The following is a 19,616-nucleotide window of genomic DNA, read 5'->3' as shown; positions in this document are numbered from 1 at the left end:
AATCTAGTTACAGCCAACAACAGCACGTTCTAATCAAACCGTGCTGGGTGTCATGCTGAGCAGTTGACAAAGTTTTACTTGAGGATACACAAATGAAATCCATGAAAGTTCTGTTCGTAGCCGCCGCTCTGACCGCTTCTTCTCTGGCGATGGCCTCCGGCGGTGGTGATCGGACCTTCGCACGCATGGAGTCAGCCCGCAAAGCCTCGATGCAGGCCTTCCAGCTCGCAGAGAAGCAGAAAGCAGAAGCCGCTGTAGCTGAAAGCAAAGCCAAGCCAGCCAATGACGCCAAGGGCTGATCGATATAGCGCGTCCTCCAGCCTGGTCATATAGCAGGCGTTTTCGATCCATACCGTCACCACCAGCGCATGAACATATGCCGCTAGGGTCGGTACGCAGTGATCGGGGACAGGGGGACGCTCTGCGTGGCTTTGGCCATCTGGGTGATTTCCACCTGCAGTTGGTCTTTGCCGAGCAGGTAGTCGGCCAATTTCTGCGAGAACGGCCAGTAGTTCAGGGTGGCAGTCAGGGTCAACGGCCCGACGGCGTCCGCCGGCACCAGGAAGGAGAACTCGCCGATTTCGTAACCCTTGGGCAGTATGCGGTTGTCCGAGAGTATTTGCGTGGCATTCCACACCTCCACATCCAACGGATTGCCGTCCTTGTCGCCAATGTGCACTTTGAAGTTTCGCGTGTTGTCCTCGGTCTTGCCGTCCTTGATCGAGCCCAGCCGATAGAGCTCTCGCCCATTGGCATCCAGCACCTGGAAATCGATCCACATCTCCCGGCCCTCCGGAAAGCCGGTCGGCAATTTGTGCCCGGCACCGACGTTGGCAACTTTGACGGCTACCGAGGTGTATTGCCCGGGCGTGATAACCGCCGGCGGTTGCTGGAAGGTTATTTCCGCTGCGCGCGCAAGCATGTCGCGCGCGCGTTGCGCGCCCTCTTCCTGGCCAAGATACTTGAGCATCATGGCGTTGGCCCCGCTGAACCAATGCGAGGCTACATCTTCGCGGTCTGGCCCCATGATCGCGGCCTTACCCGCAAAACCCGGCATATGGCAACTTTGGCAAGTGATACCGTCAAGGCTGTACGCGCTCTCCTGCCACTCGTCATACGTGCGCTCGACCGCCACGCTGCTGAAGGGATGTGTGACGTTGTGGCAGGTGCCACAAAAGTCCGAGCGCGTGTGTAGAGCGGAATATACGGTATCGTGATACGGCGACACGGCATCTTTGCGCGGGCCGAACTTGGTCGGTTTACCATGTGCCCTAGGGCTCAGAACATAGGCGCCATTATCGAGGCCTGTGCGGGTACTGATGTTGTGGCAGCTCTCGCAATCGACCCCAGGCATCGGATGATTCTTGGCGCTGTCTTCAATCGAGGAGCGATTGACTTGCGAATTGATCTGCCCGGTCGTGAGACCGATCGGGGTATGGCAGCCGGTGCAGAAGTTGTCGACCTTGCCTTCCGTGGCTGCACTCGCACGCTTGAGCAACGCCCGATAGATAGGTTCATCCCAGGCCTGGGACATCATTGATGAGCGCCACTGCTTGTAGATTTCCGTATGGCAAGCACCGCATACCTGGGCGTTGTCGAAGTCCTGCACATTGAGAACCAGGTTGCCGGGGGTATTGGCCCGATGCGGAAAGAACGGCATCGCGCCAGTCACATGCATGAGCCTGGAGCGCGCCGGCTCCAGCCACTTTTCGTTACCTGGATTGTCATTGCCTTGAAGTTCGTCGGCTACCACCACCAGCGTAACCATCAGCAGGCAGGCCAGAAAACACAACTTCGGCAGCGCCCGCCGCACAAATGTATGCCTGGAGTGGCTCATAAGCATCTCCCTTGGGCGGTTGTAGAGGCGCGCAGCAATGCTTCTATTGAGTAGCCAGGGGTATTTGTGCCGCCAACCGATGGTTACCTGCAATCACTCAATAGGTACTGTCAGCTTCGCTGCTTCCCGACTCTGCACCTTTGATGAACAGGATATGCTCACTCAGCAATTGGCTTGCCAGCCCCGCAAAAACATGTCGGGGCAACAGGAAGACCAGCAGACATTGTTCAGCGCTTGAAGCGCTCAGTTAATGGTGCCCACAAACTGCTGGGGTATCACACCCATTAGTGGGGCAACTCACCCCGAAGTCGGGGGGGTACGAATACGCTGCCTGGTTCCTGCGCCGCGGGAAGTTTCATTCTATTTACGCTTGAGTTGTGTCACAGCCACTATGAAGCCGTAGTTTCCACGGTGCCTGCCGTGCTGGCGACCACAAGCGCCACGATACAAGCCAGCAAAGCGAATGCCGTGAACACCGCCATCACATGCATGCATGGCATGACATGGTTCCAGGCTCGGGCTACCCCCAGAAAAGCGGCGAACAGCCAACCACTCATGGAGAACGCCCCCAAGAGTGCAAGGCGGCCGCGGTCGGAACCCGGTAACAAGACGAAAGGGGCTTTTTGCAACAACGGGAAGCCGATGCGATGTAACAGACCGCCGTTCAATGTCAGCAGCGCGACAACCGCAACCTTGGCCCAGAGCTTCTGGTTGAGCAAATACGCTGCGCCCTCGAGAAGATATCCCTGAAGTATCAACAACAGACCACTGCCCCAAAGAGCCAGTAACGCGAGGGTGGCAATTTTCCTGGTTTCTTCCAGGTACTCATGCTTTGCCTGATCCAGCGCTTCCTTGCGCCAACTCCAAAGCTTGTGATCGGCAAGCAAGACCCTACCGAGGGCAATACAGGTGGCGAGCAGATGAACATACACGAGGAGCATCTTCAGCATTATTTTTATGACCTTCTTTTTATATGGACAATGCTCTCCTTGCGTCCTGAAATTTAATCTTAATGATACCGATTAACAGCTGCAACATAAAGTTTCAAACCCACCGGACCAGCATCTTGACGGATTGGTCTACTTTTTATAGGGATCTCGGCTGCCCAGTTCAGTGGCGATCAAGCGATCAACAGGCTCATCGAGGAATTTCGAGTGGATATCAATATCATCCACTCGACTCCAGAACCGGGGGCGGGCTGTAAAACGAAACGTCCCGGCTCCTCGGCCCCTGTGCAAACTCATGGCCTTCACTGCGTTCAACTACCCGGATAAGCCAGTTCGATCTGCTGATCGAACTCCCCGCCAACCCCACAATACTCCCGCGGAATGCGCTCGATATCTTCGGCTACCTGCGCAATCACCTGGCGCAGTTCCAGGTGCTCGAGCCAGCGGCCAGGAATAGCGGCAGCACCATGTTGCGCACCCAGCAAGTGCCCGGCGACCAACCCGGTACTGCTGCTGTCGCCGCTGTGATTCACCGCCATGGCTACCCCTTCTTCGAGTGACCGAGCTGTCAGCGCACACCACAACCCAACCGCCAGCACCTGGTCAGCGACCCAAGCAGCGCCAAAATCGTCAATGCGTTGCGGGGTGGGTGTATAGCCCTCGTAATAGAAGAACAGCACGCGCTCGATCAGGCTGCGCGTTTCTTCCATGCCAGGCACCTGCCCGTACCTGGCCAGGCTCTGAGTCACAGCGTGCTCCACGCTATCTTGTCGATCGACAATGCGCTGGAGAATGTCGGCGAACAGCCCTGCCGCCAGGTATCCGGTGGGATGTCCGTGCGTCAGTCGACCGGACTGCGCCGCGTAGTCAAATGCATGGGCAAAGAATGCACAGGGTGCAACCCGTACCAGGGCACCGCAGCCCTTGCTGTTGTTTTCGGCAACCGCACCCAGCCGCCCGCTGCTCTTGAGCGCATTCAGGCAAGTTGCGTCGGGGGCGCGGCGCGACCAGAGCTCCACGTGCTTGATCAGCCAGCCATCCGTGGTCACCGGTATCGTCGAGGGGTAATCCTGTGTCATCAGCCAGCGCAGCAACGCGTGATGAATAATGCTGGGGACATGCCGGGGCTGCCGTGAGCTCCCAAGCACATAAGCCCGCAGCAAGCCTTCAGCGGTGAACAGCATCATCTGCGTATCGTCGCTGATCGCACCGGTAATGCCGTAGGCCGGGGCAAGATCAATGATGCCCTGCGCGCCGAACCTGGCCTTGATCACAGGCCACTCGAGAAACTCCACGGGGGCGCCAAGCGCGTCTCCCACTGCGCCACCCAGCAGGCAGCCTTTGATCCGTTCAAGTCTGTTCATGTCTTCCCTTGTCACTTTTCTGCAGAAACCAGGTTCTGCAAAAGCACCAGCTTGCTTTGCAGCTGCGCGATGTGCGCTTTGTCGGCACGCTGTGCCGAGCGTAGCTCCCGGTTTTCCATCTCCCATATCCGCGCCCAACGCGCGTCCTGGCGACAGGCGAAAACCAGGTGCCAGATTTCTCGCAATCGCAGGTACTGCATCAGGAGCACCACCAGGATCACCCCGATCAACACCAACGCTCCTGTTGAAACCGCTTCAGACATGGTCATGTCCACTTCCTTTCGTGACTTCAATTTATTTCGAAGACAGGAACACGATATGTAGTGTTTAGTGACAGGTCTAGAATGTAGACTTATACAGGTAAAGTTATCGCGCACATGGAGAGGGTATGAAACGCAAGCAATCCATCGAGCAGGTACGCTGGGACCTGGCACTTCGCTATCGCTTGATCGAGACCGTTGCCTGGTGGGAAGGCCGGCTGACCACGGGCCACCTGATGCAGAGCTTTGGCATCAGCCGCCAGCAGGCGTCGAAGGACATCAATACCTACATCACCGAACATGCGCCCAAAAACTTGACATATGACAAGCAGCTCAAGGGCTATGTACCAAGCAAGCAGTTCAAGCCGCTGTTCATCGACGACAGCGCCAGCGCCTACCTGCACCTGCTTTATCAGAACAATGAGCGGGCCCCGCACATCGACGGGCTGGCACTGGCCTATGCGCATACCCGGGTGCTGGAAGTGCCGGACCGGCCTATTCGCCCGGAAGTGCTGCGCCCCTTGCTCAAGGCCTGCCGTGAAGGTTTGCGCCTGGAAACCGAATACGTGTCCTTCAACACCCCCAACGTGGAGGTGCGCCTCATCGCCCCGCACACGCTTGTCTACACCGGCATGCGCTGGCACGTGAGGGCTTACTGCGAAAAGAACGGCCAGTATCGCGACTTCGTCCTCAGCCGCCTGCGTGGGCAGCCAGACTTGCTCGACCAATCGCCGAACACGCGCGAGCAGGATGAAGACTGGAATGTCGAGGTGCCGGTCATCTTCGAACCTGACGGGCGATTGAACGCGGCGCAGAAGGCAATCATCGAAACCGACTTCGGCATGACGCAGGGGCAATTGGTGGTGCCCAGCCGCAGGGCGCTGGTGAAGTACGTGCTGCAGCGTTACCAGATCGACCACCGCAACCTGGCAGTACTTCCCGAGGCGCAGCAATTGGTGGTGAGCAACCTCAAGGAACTGAAGCCATGGCTGTTGAATGACTGATTGTCGAATGCCGCGACGAGGGGCTCGATGCCCCCAGTCGCTGTGTCGTGGTGCCCCGCCGTACGCTTCATGATTGCCCCTCGGCCAGCAACACCTCCGGCATGGCCGGCAGCGGCCGGCTCAGCAACACGCCGACCAGCATCGCGAACAGCAGCGCCGCCACACCGGCGATCTGCAACACGGCTTCGAAGCCCCCGATGAACGCCTGGCGGGCCAAGGGGGCCACCGTTTCCCGCAACCCGGGCTCAAGCAATGCCAATGCCGCCTGCAAGTCCCCAGCGGCAACCCGCGTCGCCATCGCGGTAACCTGCCCCGATTGCCCAGGCGCCACGGCAGCCATGGCCTCATACAGCAACTGCCCACTACGTGCAGCCAGCACACCACCCAACCCACCGATGGCCAGCACGATCGCCCCGAACCGCGTGGTTGTGCTCAACCCCGAAGCCATGCCGGTGCGCTCACGTGGCACGCAAGCCATGATGTTCTTCTGCGTATCGCCATTCAGCAGCCCGGCGCCAGCGCCCAGCACCAGGCTGGCCAGGGCGAATGCACCGTAACCGCCCTGCTGCGTGGCCCAGGCACACAACAGGTTACCCGCCCCCACCAGCACCAGCCCAAGCGCGAACACCTGCGCCGGGCTCAAGTGTGCAGCCAGGCGCATGCCCAGGCGTGGCGTCAGCAGCATGGCCACGGCAAACGGCAACATGCCCGCCCCTGCGGCCAGGGCCGACAGCTGCAAGCCATTCTGCAAGTACAGCGGCAGCAGGGTCATCATCACCTGGGCGCAGGCCGCGTAGGCGAACATGCCCAGCAAGGCACCAACGAAACGCCCGCTACGCATCAGCCGCAGGTCGATCATCGGCCGATCCTGGCTGCGTTCGACCATGACGAACAGGCCGAACAGGAAGGCGCTGATCACCAGCCGTCCCAGGGTTTGCGCACTGCCCCAGCCCACCTGGTTGGCATCGATCATTGCCCAGATCAGGTAACCCAGGCTGCCGGCGAAAGTCAGGCTGCCCCATGGGTCGAGCCGGGCCGCAGTGCTGTCACGGGACTCTTCGACACTGCGCAGCACCATCACTGCGAGCACTGCCACCAACGGCAGGTTGATGTAGAAGATCCAGCGCCAGCCAAGGGTGCTGGCGATCAACCCGCCCAGCAGCGGCGCAAAGGTGATGGTGGCGCCCATGCAGGCGCCCCAGTAGGCCCAGGCGCGCATGCGCTCCTGGGGTTGGTGGAAGCGGTTGCCGATCGCGGCCAGTGCCGAGGTCAGCAGCAGCGCCGCGCCAACGCCCTTGGCTGCCCTGGCCAGGTCGAGGAACAGCAGGTTGGGCGCCGCGCCACAGGCCAGCGAGGCGATGCCGAACAGGGCCAGGCCGAGCAGCAGCATGCGGCGGCGGCCAAAGCGGTCGGCCAGGCTGCCAGCGGGCAGCAGGCAGGCGGCAAAGGCCAGCAGGTAGGCGCTGACCACCCATTCGATATCGGCGAACGAGCCGGACAGGTCGCGGGCGATGCTGGGCAGGCTGACCGCGACGATGTTGGTGTCGAGGATGATCAGGGCGCAGACCAGGGAGGCGGTGAGCAGGGTGAAACGCGCAGAGGGCATGGTGAGGCTCCGGATGCAGGGCTGGTTGGTCAAATCGCCGGGGCTGCCTTGCAGCCCATCGCAGGCAAGCCAGCTCCTACAGGGACCGCACCGCCTTCAAGGATTGCGCAATACCTGTAGGAGCTGGCTTGTCTGCGATGGACCGCAAAGCGGTCCCCTGCAATTCCCCGGCAGCCTTTGCCGCCAAGCCACCAGCCTTGTAGTGTTGGCCTCAACATAACGCCGCCAGCCCCCAGGCTTGTTAGCCCCGGCGGCCCGCGTCATTACCCTGCAGGTAACACCCATGGAAATCCGCCATTTCCGCTACTTCCTCTGCGTCGCCCGCCACGGTCACTTCACCCGTGCCGCCGAACAGCTGGGCATCGCCCCGCCCACCCTAAGCCGGCAGATCCAGGACATGGAGCGCGAGCTGGGCGTGCGCCTGTTCGAGCGTAACCAGCGCGAGGTCAACCTCACCGCAGCGGGCCAGGCCCTGTTGGTCGAGGCCGAACATGCCGTGCGCCAATTCGATGCCGCACAACTGGGCGCGCAACGGGCCGCCCGAGGCGAAAGCGGGCGCATAGAACTAGGCTATGTGGCCTCGGCCGCGTACTCGGGCATGCTCCAGCAGCAAGTCAGCCGCTACAGCGAATCCTGCCCCGGCGTGCGCCTGAACATTCGCGAACTGCCCATGGCCGAACTGCCCGGCATGGTCCGCGACGGCCTGCTCGACCTTGCCTATGTGCGCTCACCGATGGAGCTGCCCGAGGAGCTTGAAGCCATCGCCTTGCACCAGGAAGGTTTCGTCCTCGCCCTGCCCGCCAGCTCACGGATAAATGAAGTGCCGCAGATCCCGGCCTCGCGCCTGGCCAATGAAACCTTCATCCTGCCCGAACAGATCTCCGGCACGCTGGAAGTGGCCGCACAAGGTGGTTTCGTCCCGAGGCTCGGCCCCCAGCCGGGCAGCCTGGTGGCGGTGATCACCCTGGTGTCACTCGGCCAAGGCATCGCAGTGGTGCCAGAGTCGGTGGTGCAACGCATCAGCCTGCCGCAGGTGAACTACCGGCGTATTGTCGACTGCCAGGCCAGCTCGTGGCTTAGCCTGATCCACCGGCGCTTCGAGAAAGCGCCGGCAGTGATGCGTTATATGGAAAGCGTGAAGTGCGGCATTTGATGGGTGCTCAAGCGCCCTGTTCCTCAGAAGCGCCCAAGGCATAGAACTCATGCAGCTTGGCTTGCAGCAGTGCCTTGTCCGGCAAGCGCGTTTGATACTCCGCTATCAGCGCTGGAGACAAACTGCGATTAAGTGCGTACTCGACCACCTCGTCGTCCCTGCTGGCGCATAGCAACACGCCGATGGCAGGGTTTTCATGAGGCTTACGCTCATTGCGATCCAGCGCCTCCAGATAAAAATCGAGCTTGCCCAGGTACTCGGGCTCGAAGCGACCAACCTTCAGTTCGATCGCTACCAGGCAGTTGAGGCCACGGTGAAAGAACAGCAAGTCCAGTGCGAAATCCCGGCCGCCAACCTGAAGCGGATATTGAGAGCCGACGAAGCAGAAATCCCGGCCCAGTTCGCTCAGGAACTGTTTGAGCCGCTCCATCAGTGCGCAATGCAGGTCAGCTTCAGCATGGTCCCCAGGCAGGCCAAGGAACTCGACCATGTAGGCATCTCGGAAAACATCCATGGCCGCCGGATAATTCTGCCTCAGCGCCGCTGAAACTTTTGCCGGGCTAGCGATGCTGCGTTCATACAATGCGGCTTTCAGTTGACGCTCGAGCTCACGCCTTGACCAACGCTCCTGAACAGCCATGCGCACATAAAACGCGCGCTCATCGCGCTGCTTGCACTGTCCCAGAATGATGAGGTTGTGGCTCCAAGACAATTGTCGCACCAGTGGTGCGACTTTCTCATCACCTCGATATGAATCGTAGAACTGACGCATCCGGAACAAATTCGCACGAGTGAACCCGCGCAATCCAGGCTGCGTTCGAGCAAGATGCACAGCCAGCTGACTGACCACCGAATCACCCCACTCCGCCTGCTCCAGTTTGCGACTGATGTAGGCACCAACCTGCCAGTACAACTCGATCAGTTGAGTATTGACCGCCTGCACCACCCGCTGCCTGGCGCCTTGAATCAACGCCAGCACTTCCTCAAAACGGTCATCCTTTACCAAAGGAAGGGCCGGCGGCGCTTGTAGGTCTTGTTGTTCTGCGCTCATGCATCGACTCCCTTTATGAATTCGAAAGGGAGTCTACGCCCGGGGAGTCGCCGTTCGACCGTCAACGACACCGAACAAGTGTTTCAAAAAAACAAAGGGCACCCATCCACTGGTGCCCTTTGCCCTACCGCCAGGTGAACTCAATCACCCCATCGAACGCACCCCCACAGGTTGCGCATTGCCCCGCGTGGTCACGATCCCCAGGAAGGAAATCACGATCGCCAGGCCCAATGTCGAGCTCACTTCCGCCCGGTGTTCAGGCGTGAACATCATGACCGCCAGTGCCCCGCCAATGAACAGGATCACCGCCCAGGTCAGGTACGGGAACAGCCACATGCGGAACTTCAGCTCGGTGTTTTCCCGCTCCAGGCGGCGGCGCATGCGCAGCTGCGAAATGGCGATGACCATGTACACCAGCAAGGCAATGGCGCCGGAGCTGGCCAGCAGGAACTCGAACACGCCCTTCGGCGCGAAGTAGTTGAGGATGGCAATGGCCGCGCCGATCAGCGTGCTGCCGAATACCGCAGCGCGTGGCACACCGACCTTGGAGGTCTTGTTGAGCATGGCCGGGGCGTCACCGCGCTTGGCCAGCGAGTACATCATCCGCGAGGCAATGTAGATCGAAGAGTTCATGCAGCTGGTCACTGCCACCAGCACCACCAGGTCGACCATGAAGGCCGCGTTGGGGATGTTCATGATCTCCAGCGCACGCTGGTAGGAACCCACCACCGCCAGCTGCGGGTCGTTCCACGGCACCACCGAAATGATCACGAAGATCGACAGAATGTAGAAGGTGCTGATGCGCCAGATCACCGAGCGAGTGGCCTTGGCGATGTTGCGCGACGGGTCGCTCGATTCGGACGCGGCGATGGTCACCGCTTCGGTGCCGATGAAGCTGAACATCACGGTGATGAACGCACCCACCACGGCCGACCAGCCCTTCGGCGCGAAGCCGTCGTGCTCGGCCATCAAGCCGCTCAGGCCGCTGACCTCGCGGTTGGGCAGCCAGCCCATCAGTGCGGCGAAACCCAGGCCGATGAAACCGAGAATGGCCGTGACCTTGAGAATGGCGAACCAGAACTCGAACTCACCGTACTTGGCCACGCTGAACAGGTTGGTACCAGCCAGCAGCAGCACCGAAGCCAGGGCGAATATCCAGCTGTCCACCTGCGGGAACCAGGCGTTCAGCACATGCCCGGCGGCCAGTGCTTCGATCGGGATTACCAGTACCCAGAACCACCAGTACAGCCAGCCGATGGTGTAGCCGGCCCAGCGGCCGATGGCCTGCTCGGCGTAGGTGGAAAACGATCCGGTGTCCGGGTGTGCCACGGCCATTTCGCCGAGCATGCGCATGACCAGTACCACCAGGGTTCCGGCCACGAAATAGGAAATTATGGTAGCTGGCCCGGCTGCCGCGATGGCGTGGCCAGAGCCGACGAAAAGTCCGGCGCCGATGATGCCGGCGATGGACAGCATCGTTACATGACGTGGCTTGAAACCTTGTGCAAGGTTGCCATCAGATCCCACGGTGTTCATTGATGTTGTTCTCTTTTTGCTGACACAAGGATGGACGGGCAGGTGTAGGCGAAAATATCTCCTTTGAAATCAATAAGTCGACACGTTACTCGCGCTCTGTTGTTGATATTTGGCACGCGTCACAGAGCAACGTGTCAGTGCAGGTCGGGCTTCATTTAAGCCCCGCAGGGCTGTGGGAAATTACACGAGAACGCCCCGGAACTGTTCGATCACGACAGGGCATTTCCATGAACGCCAGATGTCGCGAATGGCATGCCCGATCGCGTCACCAGGCCGTCTGGAGCTTTTGTTTTTCATTTGGGTGTGTTTGTGGCTGTACTGGCCCTTTCGCGGGCTCGCCCGCTCCCACAGATACTTCACGCCCCTCAAACCTGTGGTGTACCTGCGGGAGCGGGCAAGCCCGCGAAAGGGCCGGTGCAGGCATCACCACTTTCTGCCAGCCACAAAAAAGCCCCGGTCTCCCGGGGCCTCTGTTGCCAGGCGTCTGCCTACGCCTGCCCGGTACGCTCGAAGCGTCGGGCCAGCAACAGGTAAGCGAGGATCCCCAGCACGCCATGGGCGGCCACGAACCAGAGTGCGTTGTGGAACGAGCCGGTGCTGGCCACCACATAACCGATCACCAACGGGGTGACGATACCGGCAATGTTGCCGATGCCGTTGAACACGCCACCGCACAGGCCAACCATCTTCTTCGGCGCCACATCCGACAACACCGCCCAGCCCACCGCCGCCAGGCCCTTGCCGAAGAAGGCCAGGGTCATCAGGGCGATCACCGCGGCATTGCCGTCCACATAGTTGGCCAGCACCAGGCTGGTGGACAGCCCCATGCCGATGATGAACGGGGTCTTGCGCGCCCTGGACGGGTGCACGCCACGACGGATCAGCCAGTCGGACACGAAGCCACCGAGAATGCCACCGGTAAAACCGCAAATTGCCGGCAACGCGGCCACCCAGCCGGCCTCCATGATGGTCATGCCACGGCCCTTGATCAGGTAGATCGGGAACCAGGTGATGAAGAAGTAGGTGAGCGCGGTGATGCAGTACTGGCCCAGGTACACCGCCCACAGGTTACGGCTGGTGAACAGTTGCGCAAGCTCGGCCCGGGTCGGTTTGCTCTTGGCGGTCTTGCGTTCCTTTTCCAGGTCGACCAGGGCGCCGCCTTCACGCATGTAGTCCAGCTCTTCGGGGCTCAGCCCTGGCGCACTGTGCGGCTCGTGGTACAAGCGGAACCACACCACGCTCAGCACCAGCCCCAGCACGCCCATCCAGATGAACACCTGTTCCCAGCTCAGCGCATGGGTCATCCACGCCATCAACGGTGCGAACACCACCACGGCCATGTACTGCGCCGAGTTGAACAGTGCCGAGGCGGTGCCGCGCTCGCGGGTGGGGAACCAGCAACTGACGATGCGCGAGTTGGCCGGAAAGGCCGGCGACTCCACCAGGCCCAGCATGAACCGCATGGAAAACAGCGCCACGGCGGCGGACACACCAGCCAGGCCCATCCAGCCCACGGTCCCTTGCAGCAGGGTGAACAGCGACCAGAGGATCAGGCTGATGCCGTAGACCCGGCGGGCGCCGAAGCGGTCGAGCAACCAGCCGCCAGGTACCTGGCCCAGGGCGTAGGCCCAGGCGAAAGCAGAGAAGATCATGCCCAGCATGACCGGGTCCAGGCCGAGGTCCTTGAGCACCTCGGTGCCGGTAATCGACAGGGTGGCGCGGTCGGCGTAGTTGATGACGGTGATGACGAAGATCAGTGCCAGGACCAGGAAGCGATGGCGACCGATCCCGGCCACGGCCTGCGGTGCGGCGACGGCGGATTTGCTGTTCATGTGGACCCTCTTGCTTCTCGGTGGAAGCGATTGTTCTTGTGCGGAGAAGGTGTGGCCCTTGGGGCCTTGTGGTGTCTGTACCGGCCCTTTCGCGGGCTTGCCCGCGAAAGGGCCTTAGGGGTGGATCACCCGATTCGGCGGCATCTCACCCCGGAAGCAAGCCTCCAGGTTGAGCAAGACCATGCGTCCCATTTCCAGCCGGGTTTGCAGCGTGGCGCTGCCTCGATGCGGCTGCAGAACGACCTGATTCAGGTCACGCAGCGCCGGCGGCACATGCGGCTCATCGACGAACACATCCAGCCCGGCACCGGCAATGCGCTGCTCACGCAACGCCTCGACCAGCGCGTCCTCATCCACCAACTTGCCGCGCGCCACATTGACCAGGTACCCCTCCGGCCCCAGTGCATCGAGCACCTCGGCCGTCACCAGCACCTGGCCGCCATCGGCGGCAGCTGCAACCACCAGCACATCCACCGAGCGCGCCAGCTCGACCAGGTCGGCCTCATAGCGGTAGCCGGTTTCTGGTTGCTCGCGCCGCCCGTTGTAGGCAATGCGCATGTCGAATGCAGCGGCACGCCGAGCGATAGCCTTGCCCACCTCGCCAAGCCCGACGATGCCCAGTTCGATACTGCTGACCTTGCGCGCCAATGGCAGGTCGACCTTGCCCCACAAGCCATCACGCACCAGCCGCTCACCCTCGCCCAGGCGGCGCAAGGTGCCAATGATCAAGCCCATGGCCAGGTCGGCCACATCGGCAGTGAGCACGCCCGGCGTAGTGGTGACATGGATGCCGCGGCTGGCCGCATGGCGCAGGTCCACAGCATCGGTGCCGATGCCGCTGATGGCGATGATCTCCAGCGCGGGCAGTTGCTCCATCAGCTCATTGGACAGGCCCTTGGCACCGCCTGTAACCACACCACGAATGCGCGGGCCGGCTTCGTCGAGCAACTGTTGCGGGTTGGAATGCTGATACAGGCGATGTACCCGATAGGCGCTGACCAGCCGGGCATCGATGGCCTCTGGTACTGGCTGGGTCAACAGCACTTCGATGGGGTTTTCGTTCATGGTGGGCATCCGGCAGTTCGAAGACATGACTCGATGCTAGGCCGGCATTTGATACAGGTCTAATATAGATGCTGGATCGAATAATTCAGGAATTGAATCATGGAGCTGCATCAGCTGCGCTGCTTCGTGGCCGTGGCCGAAGAGCTGCATTTCGGCCGCGCCGCCACCCGCCTGCACATGACCCAGCCGCCCTTGAGCCGGCAGATCCAGTTGCTGGAACATGCCCTCGGCGTGTTGCTGCTCGAGCGTAACAACCGCCAGGCGCGGCTGACCCTGGCGGGCCAGAGCTTTCTCGAAGACGCCCGTCGCATCCTGCAGATCGCCGAATCGGCCAGCCAGTCGGCGCGACGCATCGCTCATGGCGAAGCGGGCCGGTTGACCCTGGGTTTCACCGCAGTGGGTGCCTACAGCATGATCCCGCGCTTGCTGGTGCATGCCGGGCAGACGCTGCCGGACATCGAACTGGTGCTCAGCGAACGCGTCTCCAGCACCCAGGTGCATGACCTGGAGGCAGGGCTGATCGATGTTGGCCTGGTGCGCCAGGTATTGCCCAGCGCGCGAGTGGAGTACCTGCCGATCCACCGCGAACCCTTCATCGCCGCCCTGCCCGCCGGGCATGCGCTGGTGGCACGTGAGCGGCTCAGGCCGAGCGATTTCGATGAACAACCATTCGTGATGTACAGCGCCAACGAAGGGCGCTACTTCCATGACCGCATCGCCAACCTGTTTGCCCGGCATGAGGTGCAGCCGCGGTACCTGCACCAACTGGGGCAGACTCACTCGATACTGGGGCTGGTCAATGTGGGGCTGGGCTGCGCGGTGGTGCCGGCCTCGGCGCAGGCATTGCGCCTGGAGCAGGTGGTGTTCAGGCCATTGGTGGGGATGGAGCAACAGGCGGAGATTTTCCTGGCGTTCTGCCGGGATAACCCCAACCCGGTGCTGGGGGCATTCCTGGCGATGGCGCGGGCCTTCTTCGAGCAGGGTTAACCTGTTCCGGCCCTTTCGCGGGTAAACCCGCTCCCACTGGGTTTGCATAAACCTTGAGCGATATGCAGTACCTGTGGGAGCGGGTTCACCCGCGAAGAGGCCAGCAGCCTCAACGCACCAGGCAAGGCCGCTTGTTATCGAAGCTCCACCCCGGAATCAGGAACTGCATTGCCACGCTGTCATCCCGCGCGCCCAACTCCATGTTGCGGTAGCACTCATGCGCCTTGACCAACTGGTCTTCATCCAGCTCCACCCCAAGCCCCGGCCGCGCCGGCACGTGCACATGCCCGTCGACGATGCGCAGTGGTTCGCGGGTCAGGCGCTGGCCGTCCTGCCAGATCCAGTGGGTGTCGATCGCAGTGATTTCACCCGGCGCCGCTGCCGCCACCTGGGTGAACATTGCCAGCGAGATATCGAAGTGGTTGTTGGAATGCGAACCCCAGGTCAGCCCCCAGTCGTTGCACATCTGCGCCACCCGTACCGAACCCTGCAAGGTCCAGAAGTGCGGGTCGGCCAGCGGAATGTCCACCGACTGCAACTGGATCGCATGGCCCATCTGCCGCCAGTCGGTAGCGATCATGTTGGTGGCGGTGGGCAGGCCGGTAGCGCGGCGGAACTCGGCCATCACCTCACGGCCCGAGTAGCCGTTCTCGGCACCGCACGGGTCTTCGGCGTAGGCCAGCACATCGTGCTTGTCGCGGCACAGGGCAATGGCCTCCTTCAATGACCAGGCACCATTCGGGTCGAGGGTGATGCGGGCTTCGGGGAACCGCTCGGCCAGCGCCGTTACCGCTTCCATCTCCTCCTCGCCGCGCAACACCCCGCCCTTGAGCTTGAAGTCGCTGAAGCCATAGCGCGCCTTGGCGGCCTCGGCCAGGCGCACCACCGCGTCCGGGGTCAGGGCCTTTTCGTGGCGCAGGCGGAACCAGTCGTCCTCGGCATCGGCTTCGTTGCGGTAGGCCAGGTCGGTTTGCTGGCGGTCGCCGATGTAGAACAGGTAACCGAGCATCTTCACCGCCTCGCGCTGCTGCCCCTCGCCCAGCAGTGCCGCCATCGGCACGTTCAGGTGCTGGCCGAGCAGGTCGAGCAGCGCCGACTCGATGGCCGTCACCGCATGCACGGTGATGCGCAGGTCGAAGGTCTGCAGGCCGCGACCAGCCGAGTCACGGTTGGCGAAGGTCTGGCGCATGGCATTGAGCACGCGCTGGTAATGGCCGATCGGCTGGCCGACCACCAGGCTGCGGGCGTCCTCCAGTGTCTGGCGGATCTTCTCGCCGCCCGGCACCTCGCCCAACCCGGTATTGCCGGCGCTGTCACGCAGCACCACCACGTTGCGGGTGAAGAACGGGCCATGGGCACCACTGAGGTTGAGCAGCATGCTGTCGTGCCCGGCGACGGGAATCACGCGCAGATCAGTGACCACGGGGGTGCTGGTGTGAAGGGTCTGCATGTTCATGGTTGTTGTCTCGCAGTCATCAATGGCTCTGACCCAGGGCCGAAGGGGCCTTGAGGTCATCGGAAGGGACGCCCTTTGGGCGAGTGCGTACGAAGAAGATGGCAATGGCCGCCAGCACCGAGGTCACCGCCAGGCCGTACAGGCCGCCCTGGATCGAACCGGTCTGCTGCTCCAGCAGGCCGAAGGTGGTGGGGGCGACGAAGCCGCCGAGGTTGCCGACCGAGTTGATCAAGGCGATCACCGCAGCGGCGATGCGGGCATCCAGGTAGCCCTGCGGGATCGGCCAGAACAGTGACGACGCCGACTTGAAACCGATGGCCGCGAAGCACACCGCGACAAAGGCGAACACCGGCCCACCCGTGGTGGACATGAACATGCCGATGGCAGCGATCACCAGCGCACCTGCGACCCACGCCTGCTGGAACTTCCAGCGCGCCGAGCCGGCGGCGAAGGCATACATGGCCAGGATCGAGATCAGCCACGGGATCGAGTTGAAGAAGCCGACCTGCAGGTCGCTGAGGTCACCCATGCGCTTGATGATGCTCGGCAGCCAGAAGGTGGCGGCGTAGATGGTCAGCTGGATACAGAAGTAGATCAGGCAGAACAGCAGGATCTGGCGGTCCTTGAGCAGGCTCCAGGCCGATGGCCTGACCGCGCCGACCGCTTCGCGCTCAAGCTGCTCGCGATCGATGGCGCCCACCAGTGCTTCCTGCTCGGCCTGGCTCAGCCACTTGGCGTCCTGCGGCCTGGAGTCGAGCCAGAAGAACACGAAGAAGCACAGCGTCACCGAGGCCATGCCTTCGATGAACAGCATCCACTGCCAGCCATGCATGCCCAGGCCCTGAATCTGCATCAGCGCGCCGGCCAGCGGCCCGGAAATCAGCGACGCCAATGCCGAGCCGCTGAGGAAGATGGCAATCGCCTTGCCACGCTCGGCGGCCGGTAACCAGCGGGTGAAGTAGTAGATCACCCCGGGGAAGAAGCCCGCTTCGGCAACGCCCAGCAGAAAGCGCAGCACGTAGAACTGGGTTTCGTTCTGCACGAAGGCCATGGCCGTGGCCACCAGCCCCCAGGTGAACATGATGCGGGTCAGCCACAGCCGTGCGCCGACTTTCTGCAGCAGCATGTTCGAGGGCACTTCGAACAACGCGTAGCCAATGAAGAACAGGCCGGCGCCAAAGCCATAGGCCGCGGCGCTGATGCCCAGGTCGCTTTCCAGATGGGGGCGGACGAAGCCGATGTTGACGCGGTCCAGGTAGTTGACGATGAACATGATGACGAACAGCGGCAGGACGTGGCGCTTGACCTTGGCCACGGCGCTGGCCAGGGCGTCGCCTTCATTCCGGGCAGACGGAGCGAGGGTATCGTTCACTTGCGGATCTCCCACTAATTGTTTTTGTGCGGGTCGAGGTTGTCTGACATGGCAGTGGGGAGGAGCATATGCGCAGCGCAGTTGTACGACAAGATCAACAACATCGGCAAAATCACAAAATACAAGCTACCGCAAAGCCTATATGCGTCGATCTTGCAAAAACAGAAAAACTACTCGCTGGCTTGACCTCAGGAAAAATCGGCAAGAAATATTTTTATCGATTAGCTTGTCGTACAAGTACAACAACAATCGGATCACACCATGGCCACCGAACAAGCCCACAAACGCGGCCACAGCCGTGCCCATGACCTGGTCTCCAGCCTGACCCAACAGATCTTGCTGGGTACCTTCAAGCCAGGCGACAAGTTGCCCTCGGAAAACAGCCTGGTACGCGAGCATGGGGTCAGCCGCACCGTGGTCCGCGAGGCCCTGTCGAAATTGCAGGCTTCGGGGCTGGTGGAGCCACGCCACGGTATCGGTACGTTCGTGATGGAGCGCCAGGCCCAGGCCGGCCTGCGCATCGCTGCGGAAAGCGCGGCGAATGTGCGCGACCTGCTGGAGCTGCGCATCGGCCTGGAAGGCCAGGCCGCCGCCCTGGCCGCGCTACGCCGTGACGAGGGGCACCTGAGGCGCATGCGCCAGGCGCTGGATGACTACCAGGACCTGGCCGCCGCCGGCGACAGCTGCATCGAGGCCGACCGGCGCTTTCACCTGTTGATCGCCGAGGCCTCTGGCAACCTGTACTTCACTGAAATGCTGTTGCAGCTGGGCAACGGCCTGATCCCGCGCAACCGCATGGCCCTGGCCGAACGCAGCGGGGCGAAGCTGGCGCGGCAGGCGTACCTGGCCAACCTCGAGCATGAGGCGATCCTCAATGCCATCCGCCGGCAGGACCCGGACGCGGCGCGGGCAGCGGTGTGCCTGCACCTGTCCAATAGCCGCGACCGACTACTGCCCGAACAGGTCTGACACGATCCCCTGTAGGAGCGGCCTTGTGTCGCGAAGGGCTGCACAGCAGCCCCTCGATTTCAGCTACAGAATTGCAGGCCGGGGGCCGCTTTGCGGCCCTTTCGCGACACAAGGCCGCTCCTACAAAGAGAACCGCATCAGGCCCTGTTACCAGGTCAGGCAGATCTTGCCGAAATGCCGATTGCTCTCCTGATAACGGAACGCCTCGACGATCTGTTCCAGCTCGAAATGCTTGTCCACCACCGGCCGCAGGCCGTTGGCATCGATCGCCCGCACCATCGCCTGCTGCTGGGCGCGGCTGCCCACCAGCACGCCTTGCAGGCGAATCTGCCGCACCAGCGCCTGCACCAGCGGCAATTGCCCGGCCACGCCGGTGAGGATGCCGATCAACGACACATGCCCACCAATGCGCGCGGCAATCATCGATTGCTCCAGCGTCGCCGGGCCACCCACTTCGATCACATGGTCGACGCCGCGGTTGCCGGTCAGCTCGCGCACTTTCTCACCCCACGCCGGGGTGCTCTTGTAGTTGATCAGGTGGTCGGCACCCAGGGCCTTCAGGCGCTCCAGCTTGGCATCGCTGGACGAGGTGGCGATCACCGTCGCGCCAGCCAGCTTGGCAAACTGCAGGGCGAAGATCGACACACCGCCAGTGCCCTGCACCAGCACCGTATCGCCGGGCTTGAGGTGGTCGTCGCTCATCAACGCACGCCAGGCCGTGAGACCGGCCGTGGTCAGCGTGGCAGCTTCTGCATGGCTGAAGCCCTTGGGCGCCAGGGTGAAGGCGGTGGCGCGAGCGGTGACCTGTTCACGGGCGTAACCATCGATACCGTCGCCGGGCACCCTGGCGAAGCCTTCCACATTGGCCTGGCCGTCGAGCCAGTCGGGGAAGAAGGTACTGACCACATTGTCGCCGACCTGGAACTCGGTAACGCCGCTACCCACCGCGACCACTTCGCCAGCGCCATCGGCCATGGGGATGCGCCGCTCGCTCGGGCCCCACATGCCGCTGACAACGGCGAAATCGTGGTAGTTGAGAGAGCTGGCGTGCAGGCGCACGGTGATTTCGCCGGCCTGGGGTGCGAGAGCCTCGCTGGTACCGACCTCGACCTTGTCGTAGCCGCCGCCGGGTTTTACGTAGATGGCCTTGCTAGTCATGGATAGGTCTCCGTTCAGG

17 protein-coding genes are annotated in these 19,616 nt (G+C 61.9%); 5 read left to right on the top strand and 12 right to left on the bottom strand.

The features are described 5' to 3' along the window. Window positions 1–92 precede the first annotated feature (92 nt). Window positions 93–299 carry a co-regulatory protein PtrA N-terminal domain-containing protein gene (locus CAG00_RS04685; RefSeq protein WP_085663608.1) on the top strand — a complete coding sequence of 69 codons (207 nt, stop codon included), beginning with the start codon at window positions 93–95 and terminating at the stop codon, window positions 297–299. Between the two features lie 83 nt (window positions 300–382). On the opposite strand, the gene CAG00_RS04680 is transcribed toward CAG00_RS04685, so the two are convergent. The 4 genes from CAG00_RS04680 to CAG00_RS04665 all read right to left on the bottom strand — a co-directional run bounded on the left by CAG00_RS04680 (window position 383) and on the right by CAG00_RS04665 (window position 4,417). Continuing rightward, window positions 383–1,837: a multiheme c-type cytochrome gene (locus CAG00_RS04680; protein ID WP_085663607.1), complete on the bottom strand. Its 1,455-nt coding sequence runs from the start codon at window positions 1,835–1,837 to the stop codon at window positions 383–385. Window positions 1,838–2,226: 389 nt separating this feature from the next. Beyond that, complete coding sequence (locus tag CAG00_RS04675; RefSeq protein WP_085663606.1) at window positions 2,227–2,787, bottom strand: hypothetical protein; 561 nt, start codon at window positions 2,785–2,787, stop codon at window positions 2,227–2,229. A 308-nt stretch (window positions 2,788–3,095) separates the two neighbouring features. Then, complete coding sequence (locus tag CAG00_RS04670) at window positions 3,096–4,148, bottom strand: ADP-ribosylglycohydrolase family protein (protein WP_085663605.1); 1,053 nt, start codon at window positions 4,146–4,148, stop codon at window positions 3,096–3,098. An 11-nt stretch (window positions 4,149–4,159) separates the two neighbouring features. After that, complete coding sequence (locus CAG00_RS04665; protein WP_085663604.1) at window positions 4,160–4,417, bottom strand: hypothetical protein; 258 nt, start codon at window positions 4,415–4,417, stop codon at window positions 4,160–4,162. Between the two features lie 119 nt (window positions 4,418–4,536). On the opposite strand from CAG00_RS04665, the gene CAG00_RS04660 reads away from it, so the two are divergent. Beyond that, window positions 4,537–5,412, top strand: a complete 876-nt coding sequence (locus CAG00_RS04660) for a WYL domain-containing protein (RefSeq protein ID WP_025340723.1) — start codon at window positions 4,537–4,539, stop codon at window positions 5,410–5,412. 67 nt (window positions 5,413–5,479) lie between these two features. Here the strand turns inward: CAG00_RS04660 and CAG00_RS04655 are convergent, their stop codons facing one another. Then, complete coding sequence (locus CAG00_RS04655; RefSeq protein ID WP_085663603.1) at window positions 5,480–7,018, bottom strand: MFS transporter; 1,539 nt, start codon at window positions 7,016–7,018, stop codon at window positions 5,480–5,482. Between the two features lie 283 nt (window positions 7,019–7,301). On the opposite strand from CAG00_RS04655, the gene CAG00_RS04650 reads away from it, so the two are divergent. After that, window positions 7,302–8,171: a LysR family transcriptional regulator gene (locus tag CAG00_RS04650; RefSeq protein WP_085663602.1), complete on the top strand. Its 870-nt coding sequence runs from the start codon at window positions 7,302–7,304 to the stop codon at window positions 8,169–8,171. A gap of 7 nt (window positions 8,172–8,178) precedes the next feature. On the opposite strand, the gene CAG00_RS04645 is transcribed toward CAG00_RS04650, so the two are convergent. The 4 genes from CAG00_RS04645 to CAG00_RS04630 all read right to left on the bottom strand — a co-directional run bounded on the left by CAG00_RS04645 (window position 8,179) and on the right by CAG00_RS04630 (window position 13,655). Then, window positions 8,179–9,222: a YhcG family protein gene (locus CAG00_RS04645; RefSeq protein WP_085663601.1), complete on the bottom strand. Its 1,044-nt coding sequence runs from the start codon at window positions 9,220–9,222 to the stop codon at window positions 8,179–8,181. A 144-nt stretch (window positions 9,223–9,366) separates the two neighbouring features. Then, window positions 9,367–10,758, bottom strand: coding sequence for an amino acid permease (locus CAG00_RS04640; RefSeq protein ID WP_085663600.1), 1,392 nt, complete (start codon window positions 10,756–10,758; stop codon window positions 9,367–9,369). Window positions 10,759–11,246: 488 nt separating this feature from the next. Then, window positions 11,247–12,590, bottom strand: coding sequence for an MFS transporter (locus CAG00_RS04635; RefSeq protein ID WP_085663599.1), 1,344 nt, complete (start codon window positions 12,588–12,590; stop codon window positions 11,247–11,249). A 114-nt stretch (window positions 12,591–12,704) separates the two neighbouring features. Next, complete coding sequence (locus CAG00_RS04630) at window positions 12,705–13,655, bottom strand: 2-hydroxyacid dehydrogenase (protein ID WP_085663598.1); 951 nt, start codon at window positions 13,653–13,655, stop codon at window positions 12,705–12,707. 99 nt (window positions 13,656–13,754) lie between these two features. On the opposite strand from CAG00_RS04630, the gene CAG00_RS04625 reads away from it, so the two are divergent. Next, a complete protein-coding gene (locus CAG00_RS04625; RefSeq protein WP_085663597.1) occupies window positions 13,755–14,642 on the top strand; it encodes a LysR substrate-binding domain-containing protein in 888 nt (295 codons plus the stop codon). A 109-nt stretch (window positions 14,643–14,751) separates the two neighbouring features. Here CAG00_RS04625 and gudD read toward each other — a convergent pair whose 3' ends face one another. Together gudD and CAG00_RS04615 are read right to left on the bottom strand one after the other, a co-directional pair. Then, window positions 14,752–16,098 carry a glucarate dehydratase gene (gene gudD, locus CAG00_RS04620; RefSeq protein ID WP_085663596.1) on the bottom strand — a complete coding sequence of 449 codons (1,347 nt, stop codon included), beginning with the start codon at window positions 16,096–16,098 and terminating at the stop codon, window positions 14,752–14,754. Window positions 16,099–16,117: 19 nt separating this feature from the next. Beyond that, window positions 16,118–17,470: an MFS transporter gene (locus tag CAG00_RS04615; protein WP_025340729.1), complete on the bottom strand. Its 1,353-nt coding sequence runs from the start codon at window positions 17,468–17,470 to the stop codon at window positions 16,118–16,120. 261 nt (window positions 17,471–17,731) lie between these two features. On the opposite strand from CAG00_RS04615, the gene CAG00_RS04610 reads away from it, so the two are divergent. Beyond that, window positions 17,732–18,439 carry a FadR/GntR family transcriptional regulator gene (locus tag CAG00_RS04610; RefSeq protein WP_085663595.1) on the top strand — a complete coding sequence of 236 codons (708 nt, stop codon included), beginning with the start codon at window positions 17,732–17,734 and terminating at the stop codon, window positions 18,437–18,439. A gap of 147 nt (window positions 18,440–18,586) precedes the next feature. Here the strand turns inward: CAG00_RS04610 and CAG00_RS04605 are convergent, their stop codons facing one another. Beyond that, on the bottom strand, window positions 18,587–19,597 hold the full coding sequence (locus CAG00_RS04605; protein WP_025340731.1) for an NAD(P)-dependent alcohol dehydrogenase: 1,011 nt from the start codon (window positions 19,595–19,597) through the stop codon (window positions 18,587–18,589). Window positions 19,598–19,616: the final 19 nt, after the last annotated feature.

Source organism: Pseudomonas sp. B5(2017), assembly GCF_002112825.1.
Classification (GTDB): Bacteria; Pseudomonadota; Gammaproteobacteria; order Pseudomonadales; family Pseudomonadaceae; genus Aquipseudomonas; species Aquipseudomonas putida_Z.
The sequence above is the reverse complement of the archived record's forward strand: the minus strand, read 5'-3'. Positions and strand labels throughout refer to the sequence as shown.

Bases quoted from the DNA above. Each gene is read 5' to 3' on its own strand.
- CAG00_RS04605 (WP_025340731.1), bottom strand. From the start codon at position 19,597: ATGACTAGCAAGGCCATCTACGTAAAACCCGGCGGCGGCTACGACAAG.
- CAG00_RS04625 (WP_085663597.1), top strand. From the start codon at position 13,755: ATGGAGCTGCATCAGCTGCGCTGCTTCGTGGCCGTGGCCGAAGAGCTG.
- CAG00_RS04680 (WP_085663607.1), bottom strand. From the start codon at position 1,837: ATGAGCCACTCCAGGCATACATTTGTGCGGCGGGCGCTGCCGAAGTTG.
- CAG00_RS04665 (WP_085663604.1), bottom strand. From the start codon at position 4,417: ATGACCATGTCTGAAGCGGTTTCAACAGGAGCGTTGGTGTTGATCGGG.
- CAG00_RS04640 (WP_085663600.1), bottom strand. From the start codon at position 10,758: ATGAACACCGTGGGATCTGATGGCAACCTTGCACAAGGTTTCAAGCCA.
- CAG00_RS04685 (WP_085663608.1), top strand. From the start codon at position 93: ATGAAATCCATGAAAGTTCTGTTCGTAGCCGCCGCTCTGACCGCTTCT.
- CAG00_RS04675 (WP_085663606.1), bottom strand. From the start codon at position 2,787: ATGCTGAAGATGCTCCTCGTGTATGTTCATCTGCTCGCCACCTGTATT.
- CAG00_RS04635 (WP_085663599.1), bottom strand. From the start codon at position 12,590: ATGAACAGCAAATCCGCCGTCGCCGCACCGCAGGCCGTGGCCGGGATC.
- CAG00_RS04655 (WP_085663603.1), bottom strand. From the start codon at position 7,018: ATGCCCTCTGCGCGTTTCACCCTGCTCACCGCCTCCCTGGTCTGCGCC.
- gudD (WP_085663596.1), bottom strand. From the start codon at position 16,098: ATGAACATGCAGACCCTTCACACCAGCACCCCCGTGGTCACTGATCTG.
- CAG00_RS04650 (WP_085663602.1), top strand. From the start codon at position 7,302: ATGGAAATCCGCCATTTCCGCTACTTCCTCTGCGTCGCCCGCCACGGT.
- CAG00_RS04660 (WP_025340723.1), top strand. From the start codon at position 4,537: ATGAAACGCAAGCAATCCATCGAGCAGGTACGCTGGGACCTGGCACTT.
- CAG00_RS04610 (WP_085663595.1), top strand. From the start codon at position 17,732: ATGGCCACCGAACAAGCCCACAAACGCGGCCACAGCCGTGCCCATGAC.
- CAG00_RS04630 (WP_085663598.1), bottom strand. From the start codon at position 13,655: ATGAACGAAAACCCCATCGAAGTGCTGTTGACCCAGCCAGTACCAGAG.
- CAG00_RS04645 (WP_085663601.1), bottom strand. From the start codon at position 9,222: ATGAGCGCAGAACAACAAGACCTACAAGCGCCGCCGGCCCTTCCTTTG.
- CAG00_RS04670 (WP_085663605.1), bottom strand. From the start codon at position 4,148: ATGAACAGACTTGAACGGATCAAAGGCTGCCTGCTGGGTGGCGCAGTG.